This is a genomic window from Atopobium sp. (assembly GCF_034113385.1).
Classification (GTDB): domain Bacteria; phylum Actinomycetota; class Coriobacteriia; order Coriobacteriales; family Atopobiaceae; genus Atopobium.
Genome location: NZ_JAXEXL010000013.1, coordinates 211,858 through 232,086, shown reverse-complemented (window position 1 = coordinate 232,086; position 20,229 = coordinate 211,858). Strand labels below are relative to the sequence as shown.

The following is a 20,229-nucleotide window of genomic DNA, read 5'->3' as shown; positions in this document are numbered from 1 at the left end:
TTAAAATCTGTTACGCCTCCGTCTGCCCATGCTGAAGCAAAAGGTCGCACCAGTGTATCTTGTTTTCATAATATGCGCGACGGTGGTCATTCTCGGGAAGCGCATTGCGAGCGTCAAGTGCCTTCTGGCGAGTCTCATTAACCTGCGTAACATCAATATCGTTAATGTCACGAGCATGGTCAGCGATGATAACCACCGTGTCATCGGCAATCTCAGCATACCCACCCGACACAATAACTTTCTTGATGTCTCCACCATCTTCGGGCAGCGTAGTTAGGCGCACAATTCCATCGCCCAATGCACAAATCTCTGCCGCATGACCTGGCCATACACCGAGCTCGCCGGTGTATGTAGCCAGGACTAGCGATGCAATATTGCCTTCATACAACTGTTTATCTGGACGCACAAATTTGCAGGTAAGATATGCCATCGTTACCTCTCGTCTGCCTGTGCCTCTTCGGCCATCTTGCGCGCACGCTCACGAACATCATCAATGGTGCCCGCAAAACGGAAGGCCTGCTCGGGGATGTCATCGCACTCACCATCGATAATAGCTGCGAAGGAGCGAACGGTATCCTCAATGCGGCAATACACACCGGGATTACCCGTGAACTTCTCGGCAACGTGGAAGGACTGCGACAAGAATTGTTGAATCTTACGTGCACGGTCTACTGTGAGGCGCTGGTCTTCAGACAGTTCATCCATGCCCAAAATGGCAATGATGTCCTGAAGGTCAGAGTACTCCTGCAGCGTCTCCTGAACAGCAGTTGCTACACGATAGTGCTCCTCACCAACAACAGAAGGATCCAAAGCATCAGATGAAGATGCTAGTGGGTCTACAGCAGGATAAATGCCCAGCTCGGTAATGGCACGAGACAAAACGGTTGTTGCATCCAAGTGCGTAAACGTAGTTGCAGGTGCAGGGTCAGTTAGGTCATCTGCAGGTACATAAACAGCCTGTACAGAAGTAATAGACCCCTCACGCGTAGAGGTAATACGCTCCTGTAAGTCGCCCATCTCGGTAGCCAAGGTAGGCTGGTAACCTACTGCGGATGGCATACGACCAAGAAGTGCGGAAACCTCAGAACCAGCCTGAGAAAAGCGGAAAATGTTGTCAATAAACAGCAGTACATCTTGACCTTGGTCACGGAAGTACTCTGCTGTAGTCAAACCAGCTAAGCCAACACGAAGACGTGCTCCTGGTGGCTCATTCATCTGGCCATAGACCAAGCAGGTTTTGTTGATAACGCCAGACTCGGTCATCTCGAGGAACAAGTCAGTACCCTCACGTGTACGCTCGCCTACGCCGGTAAAGACAGAGGTGCCGCCATGTTCCTGAGCCAAGTTATTAATAAGCTCCTGGATAAGAACAGTCTTGCCTACACCAGCACCGCCAAACAAGCCCGTTTTACCACCACGAACGTAGGGTTCAAGAAGGTCAATAGACTTGATACCTGTCTCGAAAATCTCGGTCTTAGTGGTAAGGTCATCAAACTTAGGGGCTGCACGATGAATGGGATAATACACCACATCTTCTGGAACGGAAGAACCATCTACGGGACGACCCATTACATTCCATACACGACCCAGCGTAGAGGTACCAACGGGCATCTGCATGGGAGCACCCGTATCATGAACACGCATGCCACGCTGCAGGCCATCTGTAGAATCCATAGCTACGGTACGCACAACGTCATTGGGAAGCTGAGACTCTACCTCCAAGATGAGATGAATCTCACCCATGGGAGTGGTTCCTCTTACTTCCAGCGCATTATAGATGCCCGGAACATGGTCGTTAAACTTAACGTCGACAACCGAACCAACCACGCGAACGATAGTGCCGTCACCAGCACTACGACGCGAATACTCGAGCTCTGCTTCCTCGAATATGATTCGCTCTTGTGCCTTTTCTGCCATTAGTTGTCCTCCAATGCGGACGCGCCGCCGATAATCTCATTAAGCTCAGTGGTAATGGAGCTCTGCCTTACACGGTTGTACATACGGCTCAGACGAGTAATAACTTCCTGAGCATTGTCCGTTGCGGACTGCATTGCGCGGCGGCGTGCACCATGCTCTGCTGCAGCGGAGTCCAACAACGCGTGAAAGATAAGGGTACGCACATAAGCGGGCATAAGGTAGCCCAACACTTCCGAAGCCGAGGGATCAAACGAAAACAGATTGTTGTAGTTATGCTCGACTTTGGATACTGCTTCCGGAGTACGAGGCGCATTTGGAATAATCAAGTTTGCGGTCTCGATAGGAAGCACCTGCTCAACAATCATGTCTTGATCTACACGATTACGAGCGTGCTGATAATAGATTACGACCTTATCGATGCTCTTATTGGTATAGCCATCCATAACAAACGACGCAATACGATCCGCCTGATCCATGGTTGGCTCGGACGACATACCCGAGAAGGACAACACAGGCTCAACACTACGAGACTGGAAGTACTCCGTAGGCTTACGTCCACAGGTAATTATGCGAGACTCAATGCCTTGCTTGGAAAGCTGCTCCATCTCTTTTTGCACCTCGCGCTGAAGCATGATGTTAAAGCCACCAGCTAAACCGCGATCGGAAGCAATCAGAATAAAAAGAACAACCTTCGTTTTATCACGCTGCTCAAGCAGCGGCTGAGAAGTGTCAAGGCTTGAGCCTACAACATTAGAGAGCATGCGCTTAATGGCGTCCTTGTAAGGAGCAGCCTGCTCTGCTCGGTCCAAAGCCTTGCGAATCTTTGCGGTGGAGACCATCTCCATCGTACGCGTGATCTGCATGGTTGCGGTAACCGAGGAGATGCGCCTTGATATCTCTCGTAGGTTAGACATGAGCTAAACCTTAGTCCTTCTCTACATCTTGGGCTGAGTCAGAAGTGGCATCCTCACTCTTAAAAGAGTTAAGACGGTCAAAATCACCGTTGAGAAACGCCTCTTTAAACTCGCCAATTTGACGCTTCATTTGTTCGGCCAAAGCATCGCTAATGCGCTCAGAACGAACCTTGGTACGAACCTCAGGATGACGCTCTTCCATAAAGGCAGCTAAAGCGTCACGGAACGGTACAATTTGGCTGACCTCAAGGTCATCCAAGAAACCTTCTTTGCCAGCAAACAGAATAATAATCTGATCTGCTACATCCAAAGCAGCGTATCGTCCCTGCTTAAGCAACTCCATCATACGGGTACCATGGCTGAGCTGGTACTGCGTAGTTGCATCAAGGTCACTACCAAACTGAGCAAACGCCTGCTTCTCACGGAAAGCAGCCAAATCCAAGCGAAGGGTACCTGCAACCTGCTTCATAGATTTAAGTTGTGCAGAACCACCAACGCGAGAAACCGAGATACCAACATCTACTGCAGGACGCTGACCCTGGAAGAACAAACTTGGCACCAGGTAAATCTGGCCGTCTGTAATAGAAATAACGTTGGTAGGAATGTAGGCGGAAACGTCACCTTCCTGCGTCTCGATGATTGGCAAAGCCGTCATAGAACCGGCACCGTGAGCGTCGCTCATCTTAACGGCACGCTCGAGCAAACGAGAATGCAGATAGAAGATGTCACCAGGATATGCCTCGCGTCCTGGCGGACGATGCAACGTAAGCGACATCTGACGGTATGCAACAGCCTGCTTAGACAGGTCATCGTATACCACAAGCACATGACCGCCAGGATGGTCTGCGTCTGCAGGATTGCCGTCCTTATCGTTATACATAAAGTACTCGCCAATAGCAGCGCCAGCCATAGGGGCAATATACTGCATTGGTGCAGAATCAGAAGCAGACGCCAACACGATGATGGTCTTATCAAGAATACCGTGTTGAGCCAAGGTTTCCTTGATGGCAGCAACCTTTGAAGCCTTTTGGCCAATAGCGACGTAAATACAAATCAGATCGGACTCGCGCTGATTGATAATGGTATCGATTGCAATGGCAGTTTTACCAGTTTTACGGTCACCAATGATGAGCTCGCGCTGCCCGCGACCGATGGGTACCATGGCATCAATTGCCAAGAAACCCGTCTGAACTGGCTCACACACCGGTTGGCGGTCCATAATGCCAGGAGCCTTAAACTCAATGGGGCGACGTGCCGTGGTGTTAATGGGCCCTAGGCCATCAATGGGCTGACCAAGAGGATTAACTACACGACCAAGCATTTCACGACCAACAGGAATGTCCATAATGCGACCTGTTGCGCGGACTTCATCGCCTTCTTTAATGGCATCCACATCGCCAAACAGTACTGCACCTACGCGGTCCTCTTCCAAGTTTTGGACCAATCCGTAAGCACTGTGACCTGTAGCAGAGCTTGTAAACTGTAAAAGCTCTCCAGCCATGGCAGTTTTAAGACCAGAAACAATAGCAATACCGTCACCCACTTGGGAAACAGTGGAAGCCTCGCGCTGGTCCACAGTCGCATTGATTTGAGCCAGCTGCTTGCGCAGCGTTCCCATAATCTCAGCCGAGCTGATTGTATCTGTCATTGCTCATCACTTCCGATATAAGTGGTGGCAAGAGACTTTCTGATGTTTGCAAGTTGTGCGCGCACCGAAGCGTCATACCTGTCTCCACGAATCTCTAACACAATGCCGCCTAAAATTGAGGGGTCAATGCGCTCGTTCAAATAAATGGACGCTTGCAGCTCACGCTCGAGCTTTGCCCTGATTGCTGTACGCAGCTGATCGTCCATAGCAACTGCCGTAGTTGCTGTTACCTGCACAATATCGGTCTCGTTGTCCAAGATGCTTTTATACTCCCGGGCAACGCTATCGAGAAGTTCCATGTCATTGTTATTGTGCATGGATGCCAAAGTTTCAAGCACTTCTGGCAAAAACTTAAGCGCATGGTTTACCTGCACCAGATCGGTGTTAGCCCTACCCTCTTTTTGAGCAGCCTCAATCAAAGCACGAGCATACTGCTCGGCCTTGGTTGCCTGAGGAGTGCTACTCATGATTGGTGCTCACTTCCTCGAGGTACTTCTCGGCAAGACGACGTTGATCGTCCTCGGACAGTGCGCCACCTATGATTTTGCTTGCAATCTCGACCGACAGATCAACGACTGAGGTAGAAAGCTCAATCATGGCTTTCTTACGCTCTGCATCTACGGTGTCATGAGCCTTAGCAACAATGGCGGCTGCATCAGTACGTGCCTTATCCATAACGCGTGTACGCTCGGCCTCGGCATCAAACTTTGCCTGGGCGATAATCTCGTCCGCTTCCCTCTTTGCATCAGCAATGCCAGCCTCATACTCTTGACGAGCCTTCTCGGCAGCAGTCTTGGACTGCTCCGCAGCGTCAAGGTCATCCTGAATCTGCTGTTGACGCTTTTGCATCATTCCAAGAACCGAAGGCCAAACCAGTTTGGCCAGAACAATCCAGATGATCAAAAATGCGATAAGAGCAGGGATAAACTCGGCAGGCTTAGGAAGCAAGATGTCTGCACCAGAAATACCTTCTGCACGTGCAATCTGCGGCATGCAAGCAATGCCTACTACAGTGGCTGCGCTAAGCGCACCTGCATGTCCTCCCTTAAACCTCATGTCGTGCCTCCAACTCGTATAACTCATATGTAATGATTAGTGCGAAACGAGGGTTACTACGAAGCCAATAAGTGCAAGAGCTTCAACGAATGCAGATGCAAGAATAAATACGGTAAACAGACGACCTTGTACTTCTGGCTGGCGAGCCATGGAGTTTGCAACACCATATGCTGCAAGGCCAATACCAAAACTGGCTCCGATAACGCCGAGGCCGTAACCGATAACTCCCACAATTCCTCCTTTATCATTCGCCCTTTTGATAGGGCGACCTATGACAGCAAACTATATGCCCAACAGATTATAGACATCTGTGTGAAGCCGTTATTCCTCTTCTTCTACCAACTGAATGTACACACTAGACAACAGCGTAAAGACATAAGCTTGAATAACACCAACCAAGATCTCTACACCGTAAATTGCCAACAAGATAGCTACCCAGAAAACGGAAGCTCCTGCTTGACCTAGTGCAACTACCGAGAAACCCTGCAATAGCGGCTCAATGAACAAAGCTGCCAAAATTGCAAAGGTAGCCATAACAACGTGACCTGCAAACATATTGCAGAACAGGCGGACTGCAAGAGTGACGAGGCGCAAGAACGTAGAGAATATCTCGATGAGCCAAACAAGTACGTTAATGGGAAACATTACGCCTTTAGGAGCTAAGCTTTTAATGTAGCCAAATGCTCCCATGCGCTTGATGCCAATGTAGACAAAGTACAAAAAGGACCATAACGCAAGCGCTCCCGTAACACCAATGGTGCCCGTACCAGGGTGTCCTCCTGGGATAAGACCGACCAGGTTGTTAATCAAAATGAAGAAAAATAGAGCAGCCAAAAATGGAAAATGCTTTTGCCAGCTATCACCCAAGATGCTTTTGCAAATGTCATCCTTTACAAAATCAATCACATATTCGACGCCATTTACAAAGACACCCTGTGGGACCAAGTTCTGAGCCTGCTTCTTTTTGAAAGCAAACATGACAACAAAAAGCAAGATAACGGCTATGCCCATCCAAAATATATAGTTGGTAAGACCAAAGATTAAATCGCCTTTAATGGGCTGGGACATAAAACTGCCAAGCAGCTCTTCCATCTCGGCTGATAGATTGGAAAGAGGATTCACGATTCGCCCCTTCTGTGAGACTCCGCTTGACTAAAAAATAAGCGAAAAGCCCTCGCTGACTCAATTCCCCAGAACACAAGGAATGTTACCACTACTGCAAACGCAAAAGCTAAGAATTGCGTTGCAACTAACATTTTTACAATTGCCATGGCCGTACAGAGAAACACGTATGACCAAATAACCCCAGCTAATCCCATAAAAATAGTTGAGCAATTCTCATCTTTTTGAGCACATTCAAAAAGATATGCGCTTGGCATGCATGCCACTAAAGCACAGAAAATACCCAATCCGATGAGGGCAATTGCCATGTATAACACCTTCGTTTTATGCAATATGACACTATTACTATACATCTAGCGTAAAGCAAAGGTAAACAAAAACCGGCGCCGCGAACGGAGCGCGACGCCGGTCAAAAAGCGACGCGGTGATACCTAGTCGTGTAAGGCAATCCGCCAGATGATCTTAGAGAGCATCCTTAATGACGATGTCGCCTTCCTTCATGATAACTTCCATGTTGTCGGGGGTCAAATCATGGATGTTATTAGCTACGTCGCCGTTTACAACCAGAAGGTCTGCAAACTTGCCAGCCTCGAGGGAACCAAACTCGTCCTCCTTGTGAACCATCTTGGCACCGTTGATGGTAGCAGCCTTGATGGTATCCATGATGGAGATGCCGGCCTTGTCTACAAAGTCATACATCTCGTCAATGGTTACCCAACCGTAAGGTGTTACGAAGGAGAAGGAGTCGGAACCAATGGTAAGAATGACGCCACGCTCGTTAGCTTCACGCAGGTTAGCGTATGTGCGCTGAAGTTCCTTCTCTACAACCGTATCGCCCTCATACTTGTCCAGCTCAGGGGTGTATACGGGAGGATAGGTAGCATACCAAGTGGGAAGGAAGCCAATGGTTGGGGTAAAGAAGGTGCCCTGCTCTACCATGAGGTCCATGGTCTTGGCATCCAGCTCAAAGCCGTGAATCAGCTGTTCGCAGCCGCAACGTACGGAGTCATAAGCTGCGCTTACATTGTTGTAGGAGTGAGACCATACGGGGATGCCAACCATTGCAGCCTCGTCACATACTGCCTTAATCTCCTCATAGTTGTAGTGCTGATCGCGACCAGAGTCCCAGTGCCAAATGCCGCCACCGGTTGCCCAAATCTTGATAGCATCAGGATTCTCGCGAAGGCGACGACGAACAGCCTTACGAAGATCCCAAGGACCGTCTACCTGGTCGCCCCAAGGATGGGAATCCTTGTTGTGGTCCTGGCGCAAACGATGAGAGTCACCGTGACCTGCGGTGCGGCAGAAGCCCAAGCCTGTAGCAAAGATGCGAGGACCCTTCATAATGCCCATGTTAACTACGTCGCGAACAGCAATACCGTTGCGGCCAATCTCACATACGGTGGTAAGACCATGAGTCAATGCATCGTAAGCCTGCTTTACAGCAACCGTCTGCTTTTGAGCTACAGACTCGATTACCCAGTCATTGTCATCGTCGGTCAGGTTACCAGAGAAGTGCAGGTGAGTATCGATAAGACCAGGCATAATGGTCTTGCCCGTGATGTCACGAACCTCATAGCCCTCAGGAATCTCTGTACGAGGACCAGCGTAGGTGATCATCTTGTCATCTACCAACACCAAGCTGTCCTGAACGGGAGCAGCACCAGTGCCGTCTACCAGGATACCGCCTGCGAATGCGTACTTTGCCATACTAACCCCTCCAACTTCCTTTTTCGAACTTTCTTTTTGTTTGACATAGGTCTTCTTAGCCCATGCCTTATTCATTCATGTTGCTTTTGCTGTGCTTAACTTCGTTTAAGCACCGCTTTTAAGCACTGCCTTGCTGTATCTAAGCAGTAGCCTTCTTCTTGGATCCAAATGCCAGCAGGATAATGAAGCCAATAACAATCCAACCAATGGTGATAGCCCACTCAATGGTATTAAGTGCAGCAGGGCTAAAGGGTACAACCATCAAAGCAATGATGATAAGACCAGCGCCAATTGCAGCTAAGATACCAGCCATGCCACCATTAACCTTATACGGACGTTTTAAATCAGGCTCAGTCTTGCGCAGCTTGAGACAAGCAAAACCTGCCATGGTGCATGCAAAGATGAAGCCCAGAGAAGCAACGTTGGTCAGAGGAACCAACATGTTGCGGCCCAAGAAAGGTCCAATAAGGGTAAGGATTGCCAATACGATATTTGCCGTCTTGGGAGCACCGGTCTGAGGATCAATCTGTGCAAAAGATTCGGGCAACATCTGCTTGCGGCCAAGAGCCAACATCAGACGAGTGGATGCGCCAAAGAATGCATTCATGGGGCCCAGAGGTCCAAGCGTTGCAATAATAAGCATGGCAATGTAGAAGAACAGGTTAATGCGCTCCAAAACTGCCAGTGCAGGTACTGCAGGAACAACAAACTCGTGCCAGTCAATAATGGTGCCAAAGGCATAGATGCAAATGAGGTAGAAACCACCAGATGCAAGAAGTGCCAGTGCTGGAATAATGCCAAACTTCTTCCAGTCCAGACCCTCGGAAGCCTCTTCGGCCTGCTGAGGAATGGTGTCAAAGCCTGCATAGAAGAACGGTGTCATTACCAAAACTGCAACAATACCGCCCAACAAACTGGTTGCTGTAGTATCGCCACCAGCGGTGTTGCTTACCTGCGAGAAAACAGGCAGAGCGTGAGAGGGTGAACCCGTTGCAAACGAGATGACCATAGCCAAAATCATGCCAGCCAGCAATGCCTTCGTAAGGAAGGATGAAAGCTTAGCTGCAGCTCCTGCACCGCGGAAATTAAGGAAAATAACCAGTACAGCAAAGCCAAGAGCAATAACGGTTGGCCACAGATACACATCTGCACCAAGCAGTGTGTACAACTTAACCGAACGCAGCCATGCAAGAACCGGGAACTCTGCAAAGCGATCGGTAAGCAAGGTGGAAATTGCAATTGCCTCCCAAGGGCACAATGGTGCATTACCCAAAAGAAGCATCCATCCGGTAAGGAAGCCGAGCTTGCGACCGTACGTACGGTCTACATACTCAATAATTCCTCCCGAAATAGGAATAGCTGCGGTAAGCTCGCCAAACACCATGCCAATAGGAACAAGGAACAGTGCTCCTAATGCAAAGGCAATCATTGCTGGGATTGGGCCACCGCCCATAACCATCCAATTGCCTACGAGCAAAACCCAGCCCGTGCCGATAATGGCGCCAAAGCCAATGGTGAAGAAGTTAAAGAGAGAGAGCTCCTTTTTCATTCCACCTGCAGCTTCAGCTTGTGTAGTCTTGTCTGACATTACATCCCCTCCTCTTCCATCTATACATTTGTATGAGTTGGTGCACCCAATAACAAAACTCTCCTTGACCATAGAATACGAACTTGTCAGACAAACAAATGCGCCATTTACTTTGAGTGTGTGCGTCATTTTGATAATCGGAAAATAATTGATGATTAACGGTTGGAGGCGTCACGTAAACCAGAGGAAGCAGCATATTTTTGCCCTCATATTCATGTATATGCTTCCTACGGGCAAAATCACTCCTTTTAAGGAATAGCCTCATATGTTGGGCTTACCTTGTAAGAAGACCATGGATAATAGAGCGGTCGAAGGAGTTTTTTGGTGAAATACTTTTCTAAAGACAACAGTGAGCGCCCACATCTACAAAAGACGTTGTCGCTTTGGAATCTCTTTACAATTGCCTTTGGCGCAATTGTTGGCACCTCATGGACTCTTCTCGTAGGCAACTGGATGGTGCTTGGCGGTGGACCCCTACCTTCCATGTATGCTTTTTTGCTTGCCACCATTATCTTGGTGCCTATCGGCTCTGCCTTTAGCGAGCTTGCTTCTGCTATTCCTGTTGCGGGCGGTGCTGCCGTACATGCCTTTAGAGCCTTTGGTGAAAAGCCAGCCTTTTTATGCGGCTGGTTCTTATTGCTCAGCAACGCACTTATCTGCCCTTGGGAAGCCATCGTTATTTCAAGTTTGCTCTCTGATCAGGTGGCCGCGTTCCCTGCATTTGCTTGGCTTAGAAGCATCAAGCTATACAGCGTCATGCATACTGATATTTATTTATGGCCGGTACTCATTTCTGCTGGTTTTTGTTTGTGGGTTATTCGCAGTAACTTACGCGGTGTGCAATCGGAAGCGCGTCTCAGCGCATTTTTGGTAAAGCCCCTGCTTTTAGGCATGGCGCTTACCTTATCTATTACATTATTTGCTGGTTCTGCAAGCAACACTCTGCCTACATTTGTTCCGGTAAGCACTTCTGCCTTAGGAAGTACAAGTGCACAAAATCTGCCTGAAGGCGTTATTGCAGTGCTGGCCATTGCACCGTTTTACTATGCAGGTTTTGACACCATTACTATTCATGCGGGAGAAGCAGCTCGTGGCATTAACTGGTCAAAATTTGGCAAAGTTATCTCTTTAGCAATTCTTGCTGCAGGTTGTTTTTACCTGGTATCAATCTATTCTTTTGGCACCTTAATGCCCTGGCGAGAGTTTATTCAAAGCCCCAGTCCTGCTCTTAGTACCCTTAAACAGCTTAATATTTTTGCGTATGCCATTATGATTGGCGTCATGATCTTTGGCTCGCTTGGCCCCATGAATGCATTTTTAGGAGCCTCTTCTCGCATAGCATATGGTTTAGCGCGCCATCATCAATTGCCTTCCTGTCTGATGCACCTTAACGACACGGGCAATGTACCTGATGTTGCTTGCTACATCTTGGCAGGCGTAACGGTAGCCGGACCTCTTTTAGGACATGACATACTAACACCACTGGCAACCGTTGCCTCTGCAGGCTTTATTTTCTCATGCGTAGCTGCCTCATTTAGCTGCCTTAAACTGCGCTTCAGTGAGCCTGACCTTGCGCGCCCCTACAAAGTTCCGGGCGGTATGGTTGGCATTAGCATTGCCTGTATAAATAGCCTTATTTTGTTATTTTTTATCGTCATGCCTGGCGTCCCCAGCAGTCTGACCGCCTCTAACTGGCTTGTTTTATTACTGTGGACCTGCCTTGGTTATACGTTGCATCGTCATACACATAGAGGAGGCTTTGCTGAACAATCCTCCGAAGATGCTGAGCTTGTTATAGATGCAGAAATAAGTAATCGCTAGAGAAACGCTGGGTAAACCCGATGCTAGCTAGTAATACCCAACTCTGCCTTTACAAACGCTGCCTTGCGGCGTGAAATAGGAACCGTCTCTTGGCGGTCATGGAGCGACAGCTCAAGCAAACCATGCTCAATAGCATGTATCTTACAAACTTGGCGCTTGTTCACGATAAAGCTCTTATGCACACGAATAAATCCTTCTGATGCAAGACGCTCTTCCAACGCACCCATAGAGCTTTTAACAAGATATGAGTTGTTCTTGGTGTATACGTTGGCATAATTGCCGCGTGCTTCTACATACACAATGGTATTGGTAAGGATATATGTTTGCTTGTTATCTTGTTCTACCAACATACGTGACTCTGTAGTCGTAGCCTTATGTGGTTGGGGCTGCAATGCCTCGACCTTATCAAGAGCATGTTCTACTCGATCAAGCTCCACAGGCTTAAGCACGTAATCCACGGCATCAAGATTGTATGCATCGGCAGCAAACTCCGCATATGCTGTTACAAAGACAACCGCTGGCGGGTTGGTAAGGTTTTGCAAAAACTCGGCCAGCTGCATGCCACTGGTGCCCGGCATAGAAATATCCAGAAATACAATGTCAATCTGATTTTCTAAAATAGCCAGCATCGCAGCACTGACGCTGCCAGCCTCCTGCACTTCCGCCACACGAGCATCCTGCTCCAACAAGTAGCGAAGTTCTGCACGGATAGGTGGCTCATCGTCAACTGTAAGTACTTTCCAAGAGTTCATCTTTTCCCCTTAACCCCAAGAGCCACTTTAAACGCAGGTAGCGAGTTGCCTGTCATACCATCTAGGTGCAACAAACACGTACAACAAACGCTACTCGGCAGGTTTAGTTCTACGTGGTGCGCCGACAAGCGTAAAATGAACGGTTGTGCCTTTATCAAGCGTGGACTGAATATCAATCCCCGACTTAAAATCAAAAAAGTACCGAACACGAGACATTACATTGCATAGCGCCAATCCACAACCCTTTTGGAGCGTTTGTTCGGTACGCGCAGTGCTATCAAAGGCAGACGCAAGAACTTCAGGTGACATTCCTACGCCATCATCCGCCACCGTAATCTCTACACCATCATCAATGGACGTACTGGTAAACACAATATGTAACGGCTCTATCTCGCGCATACCATGTTTAATACAGTTTTCCAAAATGGGCTGAAGAATAAACGGTGGCACAAGCATGTCTGCTGTATCTGGGTCCAAGCTCGTAGTAATGCTCAGACGATCTTCTCCATAGCGTGCTTGCATAAGGTTAATATAGCGCATGCCCTGCTCAAACTCACGCGAGAGCGGAATGAGACTTTCTGAATCACCAAGGGTTTGTCGATAGTAATTTGAGAAGTCAATAAGCAGCTTACGGGCACGACCAGGGTCTGTGCGCACCACAGAAACAATAGTACCAATGGTATTAAATAAGAAATGGGGGTCTACCTGGGATTGAAGAGCGCGTAACTCAATTTGAGAAGAGCGCTTAAACTGCTGCTCAAGCTCGTAAGAAACCAGCTGTGAGGAGAGCAGCTCACCAAAGCCCGTAGACAGAGCAATTTGGCGCTGGTCAATCTGACCAGCGCGCGTATAGTACAGCTCGATAGTTCCCACAACTTCATTGTGCACCTTAAGTGGCACTACAATGCCAGCACGCAGGGGAAACATGTCATTTGAAGGAACTTCATCGCGATAAAAGATTTGCATTTGGCCCGTTTTGACCGAATCCAAAGTTGCCTGATTAACGGGATGCCCCATGGGATACTTAGCTGCATTTTTGCCCGCCGTTGCCAGCATTTGTGCTCCATCAGTCACAGCAATAGCGCTCGCAAACGTCTCTGGCAAGATAATGGAACAAATGCCTGCAGCCATCTCGGGCGATAAGCCCCGAGAAGCAAAGGTTAACAACTGCGATGCCGTCTGGAGCGTACGGTCCGTTGCGGTAAGCGTAAGGTCATCGGGCAAAACCATAACGTAAGCATAGAAGAAGCAAAGCAAGACAAAGGCAGAAATAATAACGAGTGCTGGCACGGGGTTGGGGTTAGTGCGCAACAACATAAACAAAAGAATCAGCAGAAAGATTGAGCTGCCCACCAGCAAGTAACCCACCATCTTGCTAACAGTATGGGCCCAACGCGTACGATTGCGATATTTCTTAGCATACACGGATGACATCTCTGCAGGTTTCTCTTGCGGCTTGCCTTCTACAAGCAACTACTTGGTACCGTAGATACGATCGCCTGCATCACCAAGACCAGGCAAAATATAGGCATGATCATTAAGCTGACGATCAAGCGCACAGGTATACAGCTGAACATCTGAGTCAAAATCCAAAACAGTTTTTACGCCCTCGGGAGCTGCAACCAAGACCAAAGCACGAACATCTGTTGCACCAGCCTCACGCAAGAACTGAATAGCAGCAGTAAGAGAGCCGCCCGTTGCCAACATGGGATCAACAATCAAGCAGGTACGATTAGCAACATCAGAAGGAAGCTTGCAGTAATACTGATGAGGCTCATGGGTCTGTGGGTCACGATACATGCCAACATGACCAACGCGTGCAGAAGGAACCAGGCTCAACATGCCATCTACCATGCCCATGCCTGCACGCAAGATAGGAATGATAGCAACTTTTTTACCAGCAATGCGCTTGCAGGTTGCCGTCTCTAAAGGAGTCTTTACCTGCACGTCTTCCAGAGGAAGATCGCGCATAGCCTCGTAGCCCTCAAACATAGCAAGCTCAGTTACGAGCTCGCGGAACTGTTTGGTGCTCGTCTCTTCATCGCGCAAAATGTGCAGTTTGTGCTGAACCAAAGGGTGGTCAACGATAGTAAGACGAGACTCGTCAAAGTTGGGCATAAGGTTTCCTTTCTTACAAGGTTTGCTTGCAGTAATACTGATGAGGTAAGAAGTGCTCTGGAGTGTACACGGCGTACCGCTAAACTACTCTTTTACGCCGCTGAAGCTTGCATCATCCTCACGCATAATCTTCTTCACACGGCCAGCGTGACGTCCACCACCAAACCCGGTGGTTAAAAACTCATTTACAATCTGCTTGTTTATATCCAGCTCAGTAAAGCGGCCGGAAATGCACAGAACATTGCCATCATTGTGCTCACGGAACAAATGAGCAAACTCGGGAGTCTGAATAACAGAAGCACGAATGCCCGCAATTTTATCCGCTGTGAGTGCCATGCCAATACCAGTACCACAAATAAGAATGCCACGATCTGCTTGGCCTGCAGCAACAGCACGCGCGACCTTATCGGCATAGTCAGGATAGTCTACCCGGTCCTCATTGGCAGGACCAAAGTCACGTACCTCATGCCCTAAGGCTATAAGCTGCTCAATGATGGGTGCTTTTTGAATAAACCCAGCATGGTCAGATGCAATTGCAATACGCATACAAGCTCCTTACTTATAATTCTCATACGGTAAGCGTACCGCAAATAACGGTGCGGATGTGGGCAGATGACAAATTATCGTGAGATAGTCTTACGTACGGCCGCGCGCCAACCAGCAAGCAGTTGCTCACGCTGCAATCCCGTAATAGATGGTGTAAAAACATCCCCATGGGCATCCATGGATGCCACCTCTTCACGACTGTCCCAAAAACCACAAGCAATGCCGGCAAGATACGCTGCGCCTAGAGCGGTTGTCTCATTTTGAGGCGTGCGAACCACCTTGATGTCCATAAGATCTGCCTGGAATTGCATAATAAAGTTATTGCTTGAGGCGCCACCATCTACCTGGAGCGATGTAAGTTCCTGACCAGAATCTGCCTCCATGGCTTTAAGGATATCGTAGGTTTGATAGGCCAAAGACTCACAAGCCGCACGCACCAGCCGTGCACGGTCTACCCCACGAGTAATACCACAAATAACGCCACGCGCATCTGCATCCCACCAAGGAGCACCCATGCCACTAAAAGCAGGTACGATATAACATCCTCCAGTATCAGGTACCGACAGAGCAATTTGTTCAGACTGAGCAGCATGGGATATGAGCCCCAAGCCATCACGCAGCCACTGAATAACAGAGCCCGCTTGGAACACGGAGCCTTCTAATGCATAGTCTATGTGGCCATCCTCAGCAATACCTATGGTAGTTACCAAGCCGTTTTGTGAATCCGTGGGTTTCTCGCCAAGATTCATGAGCATAAAGCAGCCCGTGCCGTAGGTATTTTTGACACTACCCGGCGTAAAGCAACAGTGCCCATAGAGCGAAGCCTGCTGGTCTCCTGCCACGCCACAAATGGGTGGCTGATGAGACATAATGTCCGAACTCACGCGACCATAGCTTGCATTAGATGGCAGTGCCTCGGGAAGCATGGACATAGATACGCCCAAAATACGGCACAAATCCTCATCCCAACACAGACGATGGATGTCAAACAGCATGGTACGGCTTGCATTGGTATAGTCCGTTGCATGCACCGCACCAGCAGTTAGGTTATAAATAAGCCAGCTATCAATGGTGCCGCACAAAAGATCGCCTGCAGCAGCCATCTCTTGTGCGCCGTCTACGTTTTCTAAAATCCACTTAATCTTAGTGCCCGAGAAATACGCATCAGGAATAAGACCCGTGCGCTGACGAATAAGCTCATCATAGCCATCGGCGATAAGGGCATCCACAATGGGAGCCGTACGGCGGCACTGCCATACCACTGCGTTGTAGATGGGTTGACCAGTGCGTTTATCCCACACTACAACCGTCTCGCGCTGATTAGTAATACCAATGGCGCAAATCTGATCAGAGCGCACGCCACTCTTAAACTGCACCTCAGCCATACAAGCAATTTGAGCAGAGAGGATTTCTACAGGGTCTTGCTCTACCCATCCAGGGTGAGGGTACGAAATAGAAATGGCACGCGAGGATTGCGCTACCATCAAGCCGTATTCATCAAACAAAATAGCGCGCACGCTGGTGGTCCCAGCATCCAAGCTCATAACATATTCGCGTGTATCTCGCTGGCCAAAAGCGCCAGAAAAAAATGTTTGTGCAGCAGCCATGCTGTACCTTTCTTGCTTATTAGGACATGATGCGATGTCCCAAGACCTTCTCGATTTGTGAAAGCGGAACCGCACCACGACGCAGCACACGAGTCTCACCCTCGGTGCAATCGATAATAGTACTGGGCCCATGACAGAGGTTAGGAACGCCGTGAAAAACAAGATCTGCAGCTTCAATCATGCGAGGATTAAGCTGCGAGAAATACTTGGGAACTTCATGCAGGTGCCTATTAGCACTACTTACGATAAGTGGCGTACCACATGCATGAATAATACCAGCTACAAGTGGGTGTGAGGTCATACGAATTGCCACGGTCTCATCCGGGCGCGCCAAAGCCTGAGGCACGGCAGCAGAAGCATGCACCACTAACGTAATGGGCTGTGGCCACAATTGAGCAGCGATGTCTACCGCATCTTCCGAAAGCTCACAGCCCAGCACCTCTAACTGATGCCATGAACCAACCAACCAGGGAAAAGCAGATGCGCGATGACGCTTCTTGATGGTATGTAAGCGCTCAATACCATTGGATAGTCTGTTTTTACGCAGGAGTAGCGTAGCCATGATATAGGTGGTATCCGACGGCATAAGCACCAGGCCACCATTGCATAACACAGCCACAGCATCGTCTATGTCACGCGCACTTGGATGGACGCAATTGCATATACGTACTGCTCCATCAGCACTCATGGGTCAACTCCCCACCTGAAGAACGTTTCATACATATTCAGTCACTACAGATATAACGTGAGTGTCCTCAGATGAGCTTGATATTTCGATGAGTGGAACGCACTTTCGGTAAGGTACGTAAAAAGATGCTACGTGCACATAATTTGCTTAAGCCAAGCGCTTAACTCTTGAATGACCATCGTGCGATCCGGCTCAATTTCATTGAGAAGTTCATGGCGAGCATGCGCTACAATTTCCAGCTCTGCGCGGTCTAAACCAGCTTTACGATATGCCTTAAATACACGAACGGGACCATCACCGTTTGAGCCTACAGGGTCATCCCCACCAGAAATAATAAAGATGGGCAAGTCTTGCGGAACGCGAGCAATAGCCTTGGCGCTTTGCGCCTGTTGTAAAAGGTCGGCTATAACTTTATAGCCGCTTAGTGAGAACATCCAACCACAAGCAGGATCATCTGTATATGCCTGCGTGGATTGCGAATCCCGAGAAAGCCACTCATGACCCGTAAGTTTTTCTTGCTGCTGGGCGGTTTTCTCGGCAGGAAGCAAATCAATCTTCTTGTTGTAGCCACCAGCTGCTAGGTTATCTACCAAACAAGAGCGATACTCCCAGCCATGAATGAGCGCTTGACCTGCTAAGAACAGCTTAAGCATTGCCAAACCAGATTGCCAATTGGTACCCATAAGAATGGCACCTGCTAAGCCTTGGCCATAGTGTGTAAGATACGCGCGCACTACAAACGAACCCATTGAGTGCCCAAAGAGCACATAGGGCACGTGAGGAAAACGCTGCTGCATGTGCAAACGCAGGCTCTGTTGATCTGCAATAAGCTGATGAGCACCGGTAGCGGGGTCATATACGCCGCGTTGAGCTGGATCGGGCGTGGTGTCCCCGTGGCCTATATGATCTATGGCACAAACAGCAATCCCCTGCTTGCACAATGCCTGCGCAAAGGACTCGTAGCGCATGCTGTACTCTGCCATACCATGTGCAATTTGCACCACCATCTGGGGTACACAAGCAACACCTGCTTGTGCTGGCAACCAGATATGTCCGCGACAGATAGACGCGTTGTCTGCAGAGGTAAAACTCACAGGTTCATGCATGGCACTATAGCTTGTCTGCTTGGAAGCAGTATCAATACTAAAACTATCCATAGAGGCTCCAAGAGGTATGTGGGGCTTATGAGGCAATGACGCGCATAATATCCGAAGTGGCAATGGCGCCTTCACGCAAAATTGCGGGGCGACCATCACGCGCTCCCACAATCGTGGAGGCACAGGCAAGTGGCGCAGGCCCCGCATTGATGATAAGATCTGCCTGCTCGATAAGTTTCTGATTAACCGACGCACCAGAAGTAGCCGCGGGAGCACCATGAATATTTGCGCTCGTTGTGGCAAGCGGCATATCTATGTGAGCGGCAAGTGCACGTACGAGGTTGGACTGTGGTACACGCAGTGCCACCGATCCATCCGCCTTGAGATACTCTGCAGATATATGAGAAGTCCCGCTTACCACCAACGTAAGTGCGCCAGGCCAAAACTCTTGAGCAAGCTGCATCATCCATTGTGGTAGTGAGCTTGCATATACGAAAAGATCTGTGGGGTCTGCAATGAGCAGCGGGAGCGTTTGTGTACGCTCACGCTCTTTAATGACAAAGATACGTTCATGCCCAGGGTTATGGGCAAATGCTGCACATCCAATACCATACACACTGTCTGTTGGCATAACGCACACACCGCCATCTGCCAAAACCTGCGATGCAGTAGCAATAACATCTGGTTCGGGAGTTTGCTGATTAGCTGTAATAATGGTGCCCATGATATTCCTATGCTGCACGTGTGCAGACCAAAATCCGAGGCCTATGCGTTAAATCTTCTACAATACGAATAGTTTCCCACACACCCTGTGCTTGCGCTAAAGCAGCAGCATCATCCAGCGAGTCTTCATGCAGCTCTACACAAAATACGCCCTTTGGACACAAAGCCTGAGGGGCAACCTCAAGCAAGCGTCTTAATATATCCAGACCATCAGCACCGCCATCTAAAGCCACATGAGGCTCGTGGTCCTTAACCTCCGCAGGCACCTCGTGCTCCAATACGGCAGTGGGAATGTACGGTGGATTAGATACCAGCACAGAAAACGTGCCCATAAGCTCGGGGTCCACCCCTGATACAAGGTCGCAGGCAACAATATCCACAAAGGATTCCAAGGACAGCGCATTGCGATTACGCGTGGCTAAGGCAATGGCTCGAGAAGAAATATCGGTTGCAACCACATGTGTTCCAGGACGCTCACTTGCAATAGAAAGCGCAATGCACCCGGTACCCGTGCCCACCTCAAGCACATAAGGAGCAGAGGGCTGCTTGGCTTGCGCATCCAGTGCTTCAAGTGCTACATCTACCAAAACTTCTGTCTCTGGACGCGGGATAAGAACGCCTTCTTCACAGCGCAAAACAATATGCCTAAAAGGCATTTCTCCCGTCACATACTGTAGCGGCTCACCTTTACCACGGCGCTCTACAGCCATATGCATACGGCCCAACTCTTCAGTGCTGAGTGGCTTATCAAAGTTGGTATATAGTTCCACACGAGACAAACCTGTCACAGCATTAATAATCCACTCAGCAGACAAGCGAGGGTGCTCATCGCCCTTACGCTCTAAGTATCCCGTAGTCCATGAGAGGACTTTGCCTATTGTCCAGGTTTGTTCCATACGATACGTCTATGCACTTCCAGTAT

21 protein-coding genes are annotated in these 20,229 nt (G+C 49.0%); 1 reads left to right on the top strand and 20 read right to left on the bottom strand.

The window, feature by feature from the left end; translation table 11 throughout:
• Nucleotides 1-10 precede the first annotated feature (10 nt).
• From atpC to SPD80_RS04420, 11 genes are all read right to left on the bottom strand, one after another.
• Nucleotides 11-430 carry an ATP synthase F1 subunit epsilon gene (gene atpC / locus SPD80_RS04470; protein ID WP_320605232.1) on the bottom strand — a complete coding sequence of 140 codons (420 nt, stop codon included), beginning with the start codon at nucleotides 428-430 and terminating at the stop codon, nucleotides 11-13.
• Between the two features lie 2 nt (nucleotides 431-432).
• On the bottom strand, nucleotides 433-1,917 hold the full coding sequence (atpD, locus tag SPD80_RS04465; protein WP_320828659.1) for a F0F1 ATP synthase subunit beta: 1,485 nt from the start codon (nucleotides 1,915-1,917) through the stop codon (nucleotides 433-435).
• Nucleotides 1,917-2,831, bottom strand: coding sequence for an ATP synthase F1 subunit gamma (atpG, locus tag SPD80_RS04460; protein ID WP_320605228.1), 915 nt, complete (start codon nucleotides 2,829-2,831; stop codon nucleotides 1,917-1,919). Before atpG ends, atpD begins: the two co-directional genes overlap by 1 nt.
• 10 nt (nucleotides 2,832-2,841) lie before the next feature.
• Complete coding sequence (atpA, locus tag SPD80_RS04455; RefSeq protein WP_320605226.1) at nucleotides 2,842-4,479, bottom strand: F0F1 ATP synthase subunit alpha; 1,638 nt, start codon at nucleotides 4,477-4,479, stop codon at nucleotides 2,842-2,844.
• Entirely contained in the window at nucleotides 4,476-4,946 is a 471-nt protein-coding gene (locus tag SPD80_RS04450) for a FoF1 ATP synthase subunit delta (protein WP_320828658.1), read from the bottom strand. Before SPD80_RS04450 ends, atpA begins: the two co-directional genes overlap by 4 nt.
• Nucleotides 4,939-5,535, bottom strand: a complete 597-nt coding sequence (gene atpF / locus SPD80_RS04445; RefSeq protein WP_320828657.1) for a F0F1 ATP synthase subunit B — start codon at nucleotides 5,533-5,535, stop codon at nucleotides 4,939-4,941. Before atpF ends, SPD80_RS04450 begins: the two co-directional genes overlap by 8 nt.
• 36 nt (nucleotides 5,536-5,571) lie before the next feature.
• Nucleotides 5,572-5,766, bottom strand: a complete 195-nt coding sequence (locus SPD80_RS04440; protein WP_320828656.1) for an ATP synthase F0 subunit C — start codon at nucleotides 5,764-5,766, stop codon at nucleotides 5,572-5,574.
• 90 nt (nucleotides 5,767-5,856) lie between these two features.
• Entirely contained in the window at nucleotides 5,857-6,657 is an 801-nt protein-coding gene (atpB, locus tag SPD80_RS04435; RefSeq protein WP_320828655.1) for a F0F1 ATP synthase subunit A, read from the bottom strand.
• On the bottom strand, nucleotides 6,654-6,965 hold the full coding sequence (locus SPD80_RS04430; RefSeq protein WP_320828654.1) for a hypothetical protein: 312 nt from the start codon (nucleotides 6,963-6,965) through the stop codon (nucleotides 6,654-6,656). The genes atpB and SPD80_RS04430 overlap by 4 nt, the downstream gene beginning before the upstream one ends.
• A 154-nt stretch (nucleotides 6,966-7,119) precedes the next feature.
• The gene (locus SPD80_RS04425) at nucleotides 7,120-8,367 is read right to left on the bottom strand and encodes a metal-dependent hydrolase family protein (protein ID WP_320605214.1); all 1,248 of its coding nucleotides are present in this window, start codon (nucleotides 8,365-8,367) and stop codon (nucleotides 7,120-7,122) included.
• A 139-nt stretch (nucleotides 8,368-8,506) separates the two neighbouring features.
• On the bottom strand, nucleotides 8,507-9,955 hold the full coding sequence (locus tag SPD80_RS04420) for an APC family permease (RefSeq protein WP_320605212.1): 1,449 nt from the start codon (nucleotides 9,953-9,955) through the stop codon (nucleotides 8,507-8,509).
• 324 nt (nucleotides 9,956-10,279) lie between these two features.
• Here SPD80_RS04420 and SPD80_RS04415 point away from each other — a divergent pair, with 324 nt between their 5' ends.
• Nucleotides 10,280-11,776 carry an APC family permease gene (locus SPD80_RS04415; protein WP_320828652.1) on the top strand — a complete coding sequence of 499 codons (1,497 nt, stop codon included), beginning with the start codon at nucleotides 10,280-10,282 and terminating at the stop codon, nucleotides 11,774-11,776.
• Nucleotides 11,777-11,799: 23 nt separating this feature from the next.
• Here SPD80_RS04415 and SPD80_RS04410 read toward each other — a convergent pair whose 3' ends face one another.
• The 9 genes from SPD80_RS04410 to prmC form a co-directional block, all read right to left on the bottom strand.
• Complete coding sequence (locus SPD80_RS04410; protein ID WP_320828651.1) at nucleotides 11,800-12,528, bottom strand: LytTR family DNA-binding domain-containing protein; 729 nt, start codon at nucleotides 12,526-12,528, stop codon at nucleotides 11,800-11,802.
• Between the two features lie 90 nt (nucleotides 12,529-12,618).
• Nucleotides 12,619-13,962 carry a histidine kinase gene (locus tag SPD80_RS04405; protein WP_320828665.1) on the bottom strand — a complete coding sequence of 448 codons (1,344 nt, stop codon included), beginning with the start codon at nucleotides 13,960-13,962 and terminating at the stop codon, nucleotides 12,619-12,621.
• Nucleotides 13,963-14,001: 39 nt separating this feature from the next.
• Nucleotides 14,002-14,646 (bottom strand): uracil phosphoribosyltransferase, encoded by a 645-nt coding sequence (upp, locus tag SPD80_RS04400; RefSeq protein WP_320605204.1) that lies wholly within the window; start codon nucleotides 14,644-14,646, stop codon nucleotides 14,002-14,004.
• Between the two features lie 84 nt (nucleotides 14,647-14,730).
• Nucleotides 14,731-15,192 carry a ribose 5-phosphate isomerase B gene (gene rpiB, locus SPD80_RS04395; protein ID WP_320828650.1) on the bottom strand — a complete coding sequence of 154 codons (462 nt, stop codon included), beginning with the start codon at nucleotides 15,190-15,192 and terminating at the stop codon, nucleotides 14,731-14,733.
• 74 nt (nucleotides 15,193-15,266) lie between these two features.
• Nucleotides 15,267-16,799, bottom strand: a complete 1,533-nt coding sequence (gene glpK, locus SPD80_RS04390) for a glycerol kinase GlpK (protein WP_320605200.1) — start codon at nucleotides 16,797-16,799, stop codon at nucleotides 15,267-15,269.
• Nucleotides 16,800-16,818: 19 nt separating this feature from the next.
• On the bottom strand, nucleotides 16,819-17,487 hold the full coding sequence (locus tag SPD80_RS04385; RefSeq protein WP_320605198.1) for an L-threonylcarbamoyladenylate synthase: 669 nt from the start codon (nucleotides 17,485-17,487) through the stop codon (nucleotides 16,819-16,821).
• Nucleotides 17,488-17,615: 128 nt separating this feature from the next.
• Complete coding sequence (locus tag SPD80_RS04380) at nucleotides 17,616-18,644, bottom strand: alpha/beta hydrolase (protein WP_320605196.1); 1,029 nt, start codon at nucleotides 18,642-18,644, stop codon at nucleotides 17,616-17,618.
• A gap of 25 nt (nucleotides 18,645-18,669) precedes the next feature.
• Nucleotides 18,670-19,308 (bottom strand): L-threonylcarbamoyladenylate synthase, encoded by a 639-nt coding sequence (locus SPD80_RS04375; protein WP_320605194.1) that lies wholly within the window; start codon nucleotides 19,306-19,308, stop codon nucleotides 18,670-18,672.
• Between the two features lie 7 nt (nucleotides 19,309-19,315).
• Nucleotides 19,316-20,203, bottom strand: a complete 888-nt coding sequence (gene prmC / locus SPD80_RS04370; protein WP_320604884.1) for a peptide chain release factor N(5)-glutamine methyltransferase — start codon at nucleotides 20,201-20,203, stop codon at nucleotides 19,316-19,318.
• Nucleotides 20,204-20,229: the final 26 nt, after the last annotated feature.